The organism is Fusobacterium sp. (genome assembly GCF_032477075.1).
GTDB lineage: Bacteria > Fusobacteriota > Fusobacteriia > Fusobacteriales > Fusobacteriaceae > Fusobacterium_A.
Genome location: NZ_JAWDXO010000004.1, coordinates 1 through 14,778 on the forward strand (window position 1 = coordinate 1; position 14,778 = coordinate 14,778).

Sequence of the window (14,778 nt, forward strand, 5' to 3'; positions counted from 1 at the left end):
TCCATTATCTAAATATTGATATGACAAAAATACCTGTGTACTATTGAATGTTGGTTTAGAGTAAAAATCTCCCTTTCTTACAAGTTCCACAAAATCTGAATTATATTCTTTTATCAGTCTTTCATTTTCTGCTATTTTGCTTTTTATTTCTTCGCGCTCTGTCTGTATCTTAGTTAAAAGATCTCCTTTAGTTTCCTGTATTTCCTCTGCTGTTATTCCTGCTCCAAAAGATATTCCTCCTGTTATCATGAAGGCTATCAAAAGTGAAAGAGAATAACTGACTTTTCTTTTTAAAAATCTTTTTAGAGATTTTTCAATATCACCTTTTCTCACAAATCTTCCCCCTTTATTTAATTTCCTGCTCTTACTTTTTGTTCCATTTTATCTAGTCTACTCAAGTATTCATTAAGCTTCTCATTTTCAAGTAAAAGAAGTTCAATCTCATTATTGTTAGTTTTGAACTTATCATATACTTCATCAAATTTTTGACTTAAAAATACTCTGTTTTCATCTGTTTCCATCCCCAAAACTTCTTCAAGTTTCATGATTTCTTCTTCTTCCATCTTTAGGAAAGCCATTCTTTCCTTACCTATTTCAAAAGCTGCTCCTGCTGCTGCAATTCTTGATTCAGGAGTATTTTCACTTCTGAATACTTTCTCTTCAAGAGATTCATTCATATCTCTTCTGATGTCCTCAATTATTTTCTTTCCTTTTTTCTCTTCTGCCTTTTCAGCAGCAATTCTAGCTTTTTCTTCAGCTTCTCTTGCTTTTTCTGCATCTTCAATAGCTTTTTGTTTTGCTCTCTCTTCAGCCTGTATTTCTCTTCTTATCTGTTCAAGAACCTTTTTTCCTTCTTTTTCACTTACTTCTTGTGAATAAAGTGCTGTTGTTAAACAAGATATTAAAAGAAATATCCCCAAAATTCTCTTCATAATTTCTTTCCTCCTTAAGATTAAACTCCATTTTTTATTATTATTTTCTTTCAAAAATGACAAACAAATATTTTAAAAACATGATTTTAAAAAGGTAACCATATCATTTTTATTAAAACAAATTGGTTAACATACGCCCTTATTTAACATAATTATAACATAATTGTTTTTTACACACAATTAAAAATTAAATATATGCATGATAATTGTTGACATTAAAATAAATAAAAGTATAAATGTATGTTTAAATGTAGATTTTAATTTTTTTATAATTAAAAACATTTAATATTCTTTGAAAGTTTTATACAATGAAAATAAATAAATAAAAATCCATTTTTTGAGAATTTTGATAACTTTAAAATATTCAATTAAATATTTCATTCCTTTACATATACAATTACTAATTGTAATTTTATTCCCTCTAAAATATAATCTATTTAAATTATAAAAAAATAAAGGTATTTAATCAGACAAATTGTATTCAATGAATGAGATTATTAATTCAAAAAATAAAAATAATTTTCGTCATACAATAAAAAATTAAAAGAACATAATAAAAAATTATTAAATTATAAAAAAGAAAAGGAATATTTAATTAAAATATAGATTAAAGGGTTTTTATTGAATGTTTATTTTAATATTTAGAGAAGGAAAAAATTTCTTCTTTTTTTGATAGAATAAAAAAAATCTAATTAGGATGGTATATTAAAAATTATAAAATATATTCTAGCTTTTCCTTAATCTCAACAATTAAATTTTATTTTGAATTAAAAAACAGAAGGTCACCTCATGGGAAAAAAATTAAAAAAATATTTTACTATGTACCAATAATTCTACTGACTGTTTCTTGTAGTAACTCGCAAGCAACAGTATCAGAAAAATTTTCTGAATCTAAGCAACAGAAATGGACAGAATTATCAACAAAATATGAAAATTCATATTTTGATAATAAAATTCAAAAAAATATTTCTTTAGAAGTATTATCTAATTGGTGGTTAGTTTTAGAAGATGAAACTCTCACACAACTTATAAATTTATCTTTAAGCAATAATAAAAATTTGCAAGAAGTGTGGACAAAAGTTACTGAAGCCAGAGCTGCGTTAGGAATAAGCAAAGCTGAACTACTTCCATGGCTTGATAGTAATAATGGCTGGGAAAGAAAACAAACATCTGATAATTCTCCTAATCAAAGTGGAATTGCTAATGTCTATAAATTAGGAATAGATGCTTCATGGGAAATTGATATTTTTGGTGGAAATCGGTATAAAGTAGATGCTACAACAGCTGATTTACAAACACAGCATGCTCAACTTCATGCAGCATGGGTCACTTTGACATCAGAGGTAGCAATCAATTACTTATCTTTAAGAACTTTACAAGAACGATTATCAATAGCTGAAGCCAATCTAAGTTTACAAGAGAATACAGTTCAGTTATTACAGTCAAAATATAATAATGGACTAATAGATGGATTAGGGCTAAATCAAGCTAAGTATACAGCAAGTCAAACTAAGTCTACCATTCCTACTATAAAAATAAGTATAGAGGAAACACTAAATAATTTAGCAGTACTTACAGGACAACTGTCAGGAAGTCTTGAAAAAATTCTAATAGAAAAAAAGCTCTTCCAAATATTGATGAAATGATCTATGTTGGAATTCCTGCTGAAGCTTTAAGACAAAGACCTGACATACAAGCAGCTGAATACCAATTGGAAGCTCAAATTGCTCGTACAAAATCAGCAAGAGCTGATCTAAAACCAAAATTAATATTGTTTGGTTCAATAGGCTTAGAAAGTGTCAGTAGTGTTTTCACTTCTAAATACTTTTTCCTCAAGAGATTCATTTAAGTCTCTTCTAATATCTTCAATTATTTTTTTCCTTTTTTCTCTTCTGCCTTTTTAGCAGCAATTCTTACTTTTTCAGCATCTTCAATGGCTTTTTGCTTTGCTTTTTCTTCAGACTGTATCTCTCTTCTTATCTGTTCAAGAACTTTTTTCCCTCTTTTTCACTTATCTCTTGTGAATAAAGTGTTGTTGTCAGACAAGATAATAAAAGAAATATTCCCAAAATTTTCTTCATATTTCTTTCCTCCTTAAGAATAAATTTTATTTTTTAACTTTAATTTAAAATAGTAAAAAATCCTCCTTTCTCATATAATATGACTAACAAATATTCTGAAATCGTGATTTAAAAAAGATAATATAATTAAATTTTAAAAAAATAATTAGTTGACATATTATATATACAATCAAATTATATAATTTTAATAGTTGACATAAAGATAAAAAAATATCAAATATATCTATAATATTAAATTATAAATTTTTATATAATTAAAGATAATAATAATTCATTAAATTTTATGTTCTTTACTATATTGCATTAAAAAAATCATAAAATAAATTTTCTAGAATAATAAAAAATTTTAAATAAGATAAAAAACCAAAAGTAATCTTTACAAAAAAAATAAGTTACAAAGAAAATGAATTTCCTTTGCAACTTATCTCTTTTTTATCTATATAATTGTATTAATTCTTGGTATACTTCAAAAGTAAATATAAATATTTTATATAAAATATCTCAATTAAAATTTATAATTAAATCTTACTCCATATCTTATTGAAGTATCTTTTCTATGCTGCTCATTTGCTGCCTCTACTTCAAATGTTACCCCCATATGGTTTTCTTTTTCTATTGCTATTCCTATTTTTCCTATTACTGCTCCTTTTTTCTTTTCTGGTGTTATCAGGCTGTAATATCCTTCATCTCCATTTTTTAATTTTGCTTTGTTTCCATCATAGTTATCTCCTAATTCATAGGCATATTTTACATCTCCTATTACTCTTACTGATACCTGCTCTTTTGCGTATATCCTTTGTTTTCCTTTCAATCCTATTCCTACTTCTGCGCTTAAGTAATCATTATCTTTTACTCTTACTTCAAGCCCTCCCTTACTTCCTGCTTTTTCTGTAAAGCTTCCTACTTTTCCATATTCAAGATTCAGTTCTCCATATACATTTAATTCTTTCTCTGTATCTTTATGTATTACTTTATTTAATTTATTATCTAAACTTACTGAATATGTATTGTATTCTCCCTTATTTTCATAAGCTTTATGCAATGCAAGCTTTCTCTTTGCTATATGTCTGTCATAACCAAGTTCTGCTCTTGTTAACCATGACACCTTATGTTCTTCACTTAAATTTTTTACCCTATGTACCCCTGCTCTCAATGAATATACATCCTCTTTAGAACCTCCATCATCTTTAAACTTAAATTTTGAACCTGCAAATCCTAATGTATATCCATATTTATCTCCTGTTTCACTATCTTCTTTTTCCTTCATGTACATAAGTCCTATTACTTTATAATCATAATCGTCTATTCCTGTTGTCCCATCTTTATAGTTCCCATCTGTATATATCACACTAAATTTATTACTGTCATCTGTAAAGTTATTTGATGACTCCATCTCATAAAATGAATTATCAAAAGCTCTATTTATATCCTGCATTCTTCTTTGAATAGTTGCATAGATATCTCCTCTTGTCTGAGCTATCTTTCTCTCTGTTTCCACAGCAAAGTTTTCCTCAGGAAGTCCATCTAAATAAGAGTTTAATCCTTTTAATATATCTGCATCTCTTCCTATTCCATTACTGTTTCTCAAAATATTATCAAGACCTTTATCCAAAGCATCATATTGACTTCCAATAGTTAAATCTGCATATGGTACTTTAGCTATAACTAAATCTCCTTTATCAGTTATCTTTGATACAAACATTGGAGATGTTACTGCTGATAGTTTATTTCCATCTACTGTTCCACTGGCAGTATTTACAAAACCTTTTATTTCATATGAAATTCCATTTCCTGTAAGAGCAAAATTTGGCAGTATTTTTACTTCTCCTGTTATATTTGAAGCATTGAACAGGGGAGTTTTTGTTGTAACATCTACATATGCACCTTTTACTACTATTGAACTTAGTGTTGTTAATGTTCCACCTATAGCTACATATTTATCATTAATATATATAGTTCCATCTGGTTTTATAACAACACTTCCTAAATTCTCACTTGTCTCAGAAGTACTGATTGGAGTTCCACTACCTGTTACATTTATTGTTCCAGAATTTACTAAAGTTCCTTTTCCTTCCACTCCTATACCATTATTTACATTTATTGTTCCTGTATTAGTTATAGCAGCTCCGCTTCCCACATATATTCCTGTTCCTTTATCAACATTCACTGTCCCACTATTAAAAATAGTTCCACCATTATATGCTGCCATTCCAAGAGATGAAACTCCTGATGATGAAAGACCACTTCCAAGATTAATTGTTCCCTTATTTTCTGCTGTTCCTTTATTTTGAACCAGTATTCCTATTCCACCATTATCAATGTTGATTATTCCTTCATTTATAAATGATGTTCCTAGACCTGTTACATAAACACCTACTGAATGTTCATAGTTTACAGTTATATTTCCTGATGTAGTATTCAGTCCTGTACTTCCTCCTGCCAAATAAATGCCAACTGAATTTTCATGTTTTTCAAGATTTGAAGGATCCCCATTAGTATTTGTAGCTCCAACTTTAATATTTCCGAAGTTATTTACCTTATTATTTCCTTCAGAGAATATCCCTATTGCTGATGTTCCTAAAGTCATGTCAGCATTATTATTAATAGTTATTGAATCTAAAGCTTTAGCAGTTGCTGCTGTTTGCTGTTGAGCATATATCCCATATCCGCTGATACCTATATTCCAATCTCCAGACACAGTTATTATTCCTGTTCCCCCTATTTTGTATATTCCTGCTGAGGCAGCAGTATTTTTATCTGCAATGTCAATATTTCCAGAGTAATTTATATTTCCAGTTCCAAGACTTAAAATACCAATACTTGAATCAGAACCTATATCCATATTACCATTTACAGAAGAGTCTACATTTTCAGTATATACCCCTACTGAATTTTCAGAAGATATTGCTATTTTATTATTCATCACCAGTTTAACTTCACTATCTCCAGAAGCAAATATTCCAACTCCATGTTTTCCTACAGACATATCACTTCCAGTTTGTGTTATGGTACTTCCTGTTTCTAATTTTTCAGCATATACTCCTATTCCATAATTTCCCACTGTTAAAGATCCTGTTCCTTTATATACTCCTGTTTTCAAATAACTACCTATTGAAGATTTTTTCAACTCATTATCTTCTGATGAATTGCCGATTAATATATCACCATTAACTGTTATACTGCTGTTTTCTCCATAATTTCCTATATTATTATCTCCATTAACTGTTATATCTCCTCCTACTGTCAATGTTGAATTTCCTTTGGCTGCTAAACCTATTTTATGACTTCCTACATTCCCAATAGTAAATCCATAAGGCGTTACTCCAGTTGAATTATTCATCATCATTCCAATTGTATAATCTCCTGTATCAGTAATTGTAGGAGCTGTTCCTATAAGTGGTACACTGTCATAATATACACCTATTGAATATCTGTCCTCTCTTCCTGAGTGAATATCAATTGTTGTAGTTCCAAAAGATGGAACTATCTCTTTTACATAAATTCCTATTCCTCCATCTTGAACAGTTATTGAAGAATTGCTGGCATTAATACTTCCTCCATCAGCAACTATTCCTATCTGATTTTTTACTAAAAGATTTCCTGTAAAATTAATTCCTGCTCCTTCAGAATATACATATATTCCATTATCTCCTACTGATACTTTTCCAATATCTCCTATATTTACTGTTGTTGCAGCAGTTTCAGCATATATCCCTATTCCATTTATTCCAGCTGATATTTGAGCTGCAGGGTCAATAGTCAAAGTAGTTCCTAATGAAACTGCTATTCCTACAGAGTTTCTAGTATCACTTCTATCTCCTACTGATATATTTCCATTTACTGTTGCATTAGTTCCATAAACTGCTATTACCCCTATACTTTCATCTCCTAATGCTATAGTTCCCAGATTTATATTTCCTGCTGTTCCCTCAAGAACTACTCCTGTATTTCCTGCTGTTGCAGAGTTTATATTATTTGTTGTGAAGCCATCTGTTGCCCCTTTAATATATACTCCTATTCCATCTACACCTATTAAATTAATATTATCATTTTGTATAGAAACAGGTGTTGTTCCAGCATTTGTATATATTCCTATTCCATATGAACCTACTGTTATATTTCCACTGTTAACTATATCAGCCACTTCTGAATAGATTCCTATTGCAAGGTTATTATTTGAAGATTGTCCTGATGAAGTAATAGTTCCAGTATTTATTATATTTACACCAAATGTTGGAGATGTTGGTCCTACAATTGCTGCTAGCCCTATCCCTCCAAAGAATACATTTATAACTCCTGTATTTGTTATATTTTGAGGACTAAGCATTGAATTGTCATATTCTCCTAAGAGTCCAGCAGTTTTTTCTCCTACTGAAAAGTTACCTGTAGAGTACCAGCTTCCATTTTTGGCTACACCAAAAGATCCCATTCCATTAATAACAGCATTGTTTCCTACAGTCATATTTCCACCATTATTAAATATTCCTATTCCACCATTTGCACCAAAATTGAAGATCAGATTTCCTCCTAAAGCCAGATTTGCTGTTCCTTCATCAATATATATTCCAGTTCCACCATTTATATCAATGGTTGTATTTCCTGCTGTTAAAGATGCATATTTAGGAACATATATCCCTACTCCATTTTCAGTTTTTAAATGACCATTGAATGCAAGTGTAACACCTGATGGTATTCCAGTATCATTTCCTAAATATACACCAATGCCATCTTTAGCATCTATATTTACATTACTTAACGAAGTTATTCCTACTGTATCTTTATAAAAAATTCCTATTGGAATCCTTGAATTTTCTACTCCTGTTATAACTGTAATTCCATCTAGGATTACTGTATTATCCAGTACATATACTCCAATAGAATCATCATCAACAGTTACATTTCCAGATATAACTGTATTATCTTTAGCTGCAACTCCTATCACTCCTGTTCCTGCAGTAATTACTGCAAAATCAATTTCTGCATTTTCTCCATATATTCCAACTCCCCCTGAACCTATATTTAAAGCCCCTGCAATTATTTTATTAGTTCCAGTATCTTTAAGATACATTCCTATCTTACCTGCTGATATTGTTCCTCCAGTTCCATTAAAATTGTTGGCAACACCATCTACATATACTCCTGTTCCTGTAGCAGCTGATATTGTTCCTGCATTTCTACCTGAACTTGCTCCTGCTCCTCCTACATACATTCCAAGGTTAGCACCTGCTGTTATTGTTCCTCCTGAAGCATTTTCCGCTGCTGCTGTTTTTCCAACTTTAGCTTCAGCTGCCATACCTACAACTGATGTAGTAGGTGTACTTGCAACACCATTCATTACAATAGCTCCAGAGTTAATTCCTCTCCCTTCTTCTACATATATTCCTATACTATCATTATCATTCATAGTGATAGTTCCTGATGAAGTAAGTTGAGACCCTCCTCCTGCATATGAAGCAATATTTCCTGTTCTTCCTGAAGTAGATGTAATATTAGTATTATTTGCCATAGTTATTCCATCTGCTGCATATATTCCTATACTATCATTACCTATAAGGTTGATAGCTGATCCATTTGTTACAGTGCTGCTAGATGTACCCTTACTATAGTATAATCCTATATTTTTAGTTCCAGTAGCTGTATTATTTACAGTTATAGCTCCTCCAGATGCATAAGCTCCATTAGTAAGATACATTCCTGTTCCTTTACCAAGATCAGTATTAAGAGCAAGTCCTCCTGAACCTACAGTTACTGCTCCTCCATTTGCATATACTCCTACTGCTCCTACCACTGTTGCTCCTCTTGCTGTTGCAGTTCCTGATATAGTAGAAGCACTCTCAATGAAAGTTCCTATAGTCTTTTCTCCTGTTGCTGTTATGTTTACATTTAGATTATTATTTCCTTTAGAGTAGATACCCACAGCTTCATTTATAACATTCAGCTGTCCTGTTGTATTACTCATAAATGTACTTCCAGTTCCAGCATTTTCAAGATAGATTCCAACTGTTTTATTTCCAGGAGTCGTTGCTGGTGTCATTCCATTTACAGTCATTACTCTGCCAGCGTCTATCTCTACTGTGGCACCCTTTCCATATATAAACATATTTTTATTTTCATTATTTTGAGCAAAAGATATATTATTTTTTATTTTAACAACTGCATTTTCTGCATAAGTTCCAATACTTGTATTTCCAATGAAAGCTATATTGTTCCCATTTATTTCTGCAGTAGCTCCATCTTTTATATATATCCCCTTTGCTCCATTTACATTTAAATTAATAATTCCATTATTTAAAACTTTTGTATTAGTTCCTTCACCATAAATAGCTGTTTGTGTTAAATCATTTAGATTTATTACTCCAGTAGTGTCATTAACAAGATTCCCTCTTTTTGAGTACATTCCAATTGCTCCTGTTTTTGAAGCAACAAGATTAATATTACTTTTATTAGTTCCAGTATTAGCAGTACTTCCTTTTACAAATATTCCTACTCCATCCTGTCCAATATCTAAAGTTCCAGTTGAAACAACACTCATATCTTCTACATATACAGCAATTCCTTTATTAAAAGCTGAAGCATCAATAGCCATATTTATATTTTTAGTTTCTGTTCCTGTTCCTTTGTATAAAATACCTGCTCTAATTGTATTTCCTACTCCATTTGAAGTTAATGTTACAGATGTTGCTGTAATATCTGATTTTCCATCTGTCATTACTCCAACTGCATCATCTCCAAGATCTAAAGTTCCTAGATTTGTTATCTCTGTTCCTTCTTTAGCATATATTGCTACTCCACCATCTCCTACAGATATTGTTCCTAGATTTGAAATTGTAGCTTTCTCTCCATATATTCCTATAGCAGCATTTGAAGCTGTTGAGTCTCCAACTGTTATTATTCCTGCTGCTGTATTTGTTATAGCAGTGTCTGCTTTTGTTCCTAAAGCATTATTATTATCTGCATAGATACCAACTGTTCCTGTTCCATCAAGAGTTATATTTTTGCTGTTAGTTATATTTACTTTTCCTTGATCAGCAAAGATACCACCAGTTCCAAACTCACCAACAATAGGTGTTCCTACAGGTTTTTCTCTGTATGCCATTCCTAAAATACCTATAGATTGATTTCCACCTACTGTTATATCTCCAGCATTCGATATTGTACTTCCATTCACTGCATAAACTCCAACAGCTTTGCTATTTACAACATTTCCTCCGCCAGTTACTTTTTCTACTTCTACACTGGCTCCATTTGCTATATCTATTTTACCAAAATTCATATACAGTCCAATTGCTCCATTTCCAGCATCTGTTCTGTCTGCTATTACTTTAGAGTTAGCCAGTAAATTGATTTGTGCATCTGTTGCACTTGTTGCTGATGTACTTGAGTTCATTTCCAATCCTACCACTTGATTATTGAAATATGTTCCAGCATAGGCTGTATCAGTTGAACCAGTTACTGTAATACCAGCATTAACTGTGAGATTAAGCCTTTGTCCTAAAAATCTTCTGGAATAAAAATATCCATCACTAGTATCATTTTGATTATATTTATCCATGTTTGCATCAAATGTAAGATTTCCTCCATCTACAGTTGCTATTTTATATTTATTAAATGTAGTTACTCCATCAAATCCATCTACAACATTAATTCCTGTTCCCAAACTATTTAAAATTAGTGTTTTTAAATTACTAGTTATAAGCCCTGTTGTATTTTTCAAATTTGCTACTGTAGCCTCATCTGACATCATTGTTATTGTTGTATTATTCAACGTTACTTTAGGAGAAAGTAAATCAAGTTCTACTCCCGTTGCCTTCCCAGCAAGAACCAAATTAGCATCTGATAAATTTATTGTTCCTGCTCCATCAGAATATGCAGCATATCCATTTCCTGAATATTTTAGCTCTGCTCCTTGTAAATCTATATGAGTAGAAGTACCAGAAGAAGCTACTCCTGCTGCACTTTCCTTTGCATCTATTTTAACTCCTTGAAGATTTACTGTTGCTCCATTTTCTGCATATATTGCTATACCTTTAGTTTTAGTATTTGTAATATCATCCACTGATATAGTTAAATTGCTTCCAATAGTCGAATTTATTATTCCAGCATCACTGTATATTCCAGTTGCCCCATTAGAAGTATTTACACTTACAATTCCTCCTGTAATATTTACAGTTCCATTTTTATTGAACAGTACCCCACTCTCTTGTCCATCAGCACTCAGTGTCCCTGCTGTTATATCAAAAGTTCCTAGATTATATATCCCTGTTCCTTTATTTCCAGTATAACTTATATTACCACTATTAACTCCAGAGTTTCCAGTAGCTACAGCTATTCCAATGCTTTGATCTCCACCAAGAATTATAGTTCCTCTATTTTGAACTTTGGCCCCTGTTGAACTTAAAAAATCTCCTGCTGATAAAACATAGAACTGATCCATATCAGCTGATATAATTCGTCCTGTATTTAGTGTCACTGTTCCTGTATCCCCAGCCTGCATAACACTATTTTTTATCCCTGCAGCTGTTAGTGTTAAATTTTTATCTAAAATTATCTCATTTATATCACTTCTGATAAGAGTACTTTGAGTTGCTGTTGGAAGAAAATCAAAAGTATTTCCTAATTTTGTGCTGTCTAAAACTATGGCTGTGTTATTTGTTGCAGAAGTATTGCTGTTTCTCAAAAATCCTATATTTTGGCTTCCTCCTACCTGTATTTGCATACCTGAAGCATTAGAAATAGGATCTCCTGTTGACATTCCTTCAGCTATAGAAATACCAACATTCTGACTTCCTCTTACTTTTATTATTCCATTTGAACCATTGAAAGTAGTCATATCATAGTATTGATTTCCATAATACTTTTGCCTGTATCCATAACTTTGCTGCCCATCTATCTCTATATTTCCCAGATAAACATCTGAATTTGGTCCTCTTAAATTTGCAGTATTATGTACACGGTAATAACCAAAATCTATTCCTATACTTTTATATGCTCCTGCACTTATTTTTATAATCCCATCATTTCTAGTTTGAGGTCTTTTTCTAAAATAAGAATTCTGATTGTTATTAATATATTCTGTATCTATCATTATTCCTATCATATTGTATCCCTCATGGAGATCAATAGTTCCAGAGTTTTTCAATATAGATGTTGTATTTCCGTTGGTATTATTAGGAATATTGGTAGTCCCACTTGGTCCACCTGCTAATAATTGATGCTCAAATCCAAGTATTCCTCCATTGCTTCCTGAACTTACTCCATACAGTGTTAAAGTTCCTTTAAAATCAAATGTTTTGTCTGCTGAAGAAGACCTCCCTACTTCATACGGATTTAAACTGACAAACATAGGAAATCTTGTAGTAGCAGTTGATTTCATTGTATAATTTCCTGTCACATCCACATTATGATCTGATACATCACTTATAAAAGTATTGAATGCTGAAAATGTATAAGAAGAATTAGAAGGAAGATTTGAATTTCCTCCTGCAGTCATTGTTCCTATCCAGCTGACTGTAGTTTCATTTGCTGTAATTTCTATCCCAGATGATGAATAACTGATGAAGTTCATAGCTGCTATTCCTTGATTAACATTAAATTGAGTTGCTGTTCCTTGCCCAAATCCTGTTCCCTGAAATGTAATATTTATAGGAGTCAGTACTGTAACCTCTGGTGTAGTAGGCGTTGCTGGTTTTTCAGGTGCCATAATAATTACAGGTTCATATCCTTCAGGAGCAATTGGAGTTGCTACTATAATATTTTTCTCAGTTGGTGCAATTGGAGTTGTTATTGGTGATGGTGTTACTGCTATTGTATCAACTGCACTTGGTGTTACCACATTTACAGTTACCCCATTTGGTACTGTTGGAAGTGTGACAACAGGTTGATTTATTGTTAAAAAATTAAGCTGAAATCTCTCAATCTCATGTGGACGTTCTCCTATAGTAATTTTTGGAATTAAAGCATTTATCATAATATCAGGTCTAACATCAAAATAACTCAATCCTGCCAATTTTACTTTTGTACTAGGCTCGTGAGTTTCTTTATTAACATGTGATCCTACTACTACTCCATTTCCCTCCACAACTTTATCTTTTCCTAACCTATCATTTACTTCTTTTTCATAGTATTTATTTACTTCTCTTATTGTCTCTGCAAATTCTTTACTTGTTCTATCTTTTGACTTTCCATTTTTTAAATATTCAAAATTAAAAAAGAATTGATAATTTTTATCTTCTTTTTCTTTTATTTGTTCTTCATTTATCTGATAATTATTTTTAATATCTGTATTCTCTAAAGCGAAACTTATTACTCCAGTTATTAGAAAAGTTACGAATAAAGAAATTGAAAAACTAACTTTTCTTTTCAGAACATTTTTTAAATTTTTTTCAATTTCATTTTTTCTCATAAAAATCCTCCTTTTATCTATGTTTGGTATAAAGATATACTAAATTAAACTTCTATTCCTTTATTTTTAAAGGCTAAATTTATATTTTTAAAATTCATACAAAAATATAGTTTAATAAGAATATATCAATACATTGCTTTAAAGATTAATATATTAAAAATACTAAGAAGGTATGATATTTGTATTTCATTTGATACAAAATGTGATATTAAAATATAATTTTTAAAAATAATAAATAACTATATTAAGTAAAAGAAGGAAAATAAAAAAAGCTGAAAATTAATCCAGCCTTTTACTTTAAATTTTAAAAAAATACTTTTTTTAAATGAACAACCTCTTCTTTAATATTTCTATGTTTTAATTCTTTTAAGTCTATATCATAAAACTTGAAAATATATGCAAGTGAAATTCCTAACCCTAAAGCTGTTACTATTGTTCCTACTCCTAATTTCCCCCCTAGTATCCATCCTATTGAAAAAGCAAATACCTCTATACAATTTTTTACCATTCCTACAGAAATATTTGTCCGTTTTGTAAGTATCTGTAAAAAACCATCCCTTGGACCACATCCCATTCCCTGTACCATATTTAAAAATGTTCCATAAGCATAAAAGAATATTCCCACTATCAAAAGCAATATTCTATATATAATTGATTGCTCTACTGGAATGAAATCAAGATATAATATTAAATCCATAAAAATTCCTATACTCAAAAAATTTAATACAGTTCCCAACCCTATTGGCTGCCCTAAAAAAATATCTACTGCAACTATCATTATTCCTAGACCAATACTTGCCTGACCTATTGTTATTCCTATTGTTTTAGATATTCCTTGATGAAGAACATCCCATGGGGATAAGCCTAAATCTGATTTTAATATCAATATACATCCAAAAGCACACATAAACATTCCGCTTATCAGTTTTCCATATTTCATAATTTCTTTTTTTCTGCTGTTCATCTATCTTCCCCCAAATTAAAACCTTTAATTGTTATCATACTATATTTTTTTAATTATTTCTACAAATTTCTTCTGTTTGAGTTAAAAAATATAGAAATATAACATTTGTTTCATTTTTAATTACATTCAAAATGTATCTCATTAAACAATCAAATTATTCAAATTGATATATAATCTTCAAAACCTATATCAACATTAAAAGAATAAACTTTTTCTTTAGAATCTTGACCTAAATAAAAAATACACAAATGACTTGTGTATTTTCATTGAAACATATTTTAAATATATTATCAAAAATAAGAACTTCTTTAATATTCAGCTGCTAATATTTCATTATCATTGACAAAATATAAAAGAAAGCGGAAATACCAAGCAGTAAAATCAGTAAAAATATTCCTA

6 protein-coding genes and 1 pseudogene are annotated in these 14,778 nt (G+C 30.5%); 2 read left to right on the plus strand and 5 right to left on the minus strand.

Features of this window, described 5'->3' with window-relative positions; all coding sequences use genetic code 11:
* Together E6771_RS03010 and E6771_RS03015 are read right to left on the minus strand one after the other, a co-directional pair.
* On the minus strand, positions 1-333 hold a 333-nt coding region (locus E6771_RS03010), incomplete at its 3' end, for an autotransporter-associated N-terminal domain-containing protein (protein ID WP_316089590.1).
* Positions 334-350: 17 nt separating this feature from the next.
* Positions 351-932, minus strand: coding sequence for a hypothetical protein (locus tag E6771_RS03015; protein WP_316089591.1), 582 nt, complete (start codon positions 930-932; stop codon positions 351-353).
* Positions 933-1,999: 1,067 nt separating this feature from the next.
* Between E6771_RS03015 and E6771_RS03020 the strand changes: the two genes are divergently transcribed.
* The gene (locus tag E6771_RS03020) at positions 2,000-2,578 is read left to right on the plus strand and encodes a TolC family protein (protein ID WP_316089593.1); all 579 of its coding nucleotides are present in this window, start codon (positions 2,000-2,002) and stop codon (positions 2,576-2,578) included.
* Positions 2,575-2,781 carry a TolC family protein gene (locus E6771_RS03025; protein ID WP_316089709.1) on the plus strand — a complete coding sequence of 69 codons (207 nt, stop codon included), beginning with the start codon at positions 2,575-2,577 and terminating at the stop codon, positions 2,779-2,781. The genes E6771_RS03020 and E6771_RS03025 overlap by 4 nt, the downstream gene beginning before the upstream one ends.
* On the opposite strand, the pseudogene E6771_RS03030 reads toward E6771_RS03025, so the two are convergent.
* The 3 genes and pseudogenes from E6771_RS03030 to E6771_RS03040 form a co-directional block, all read right to left on the minus strand.
* Positions 2,731-3,013: pseudogene (locus tag E6771_RS03030) on the minus strand (hypothetical protein); the annotation flags it as partial. The gene E6771_RS03025 and the pseudogene E6771_RS03030 overlap by 51 nt on opposite strands.
* A 505-nt stretch (positions 3,014-3,518) precedes the next feature.
* Positions 3,519-13,415: an autotransporter-associated N-terminal domain-containing protein gene (locus tag E6771_RS03035; RefSeq protein WP_316089595.1), complete on the minus strand. Its 9,897-nt coding sequence runs from the start codon at positions 13,413-13,415 to the stop codon at positions 3,519-3,521.
* Positions 13,416-13,719: 304 nt separating this feature from the next.
* On the minus strand, positions 13,720-14,379 hold the full coding sequence (locus E6771_RS03040) for a hypothetical protein (protein WP_316089596.1): 660 nt from the start codon (positions 14,377-14,379) through the stop codon (positions 13,720-13,722).
* Positions 14,380-14,778: the final 399 nt, after the last annotated feature.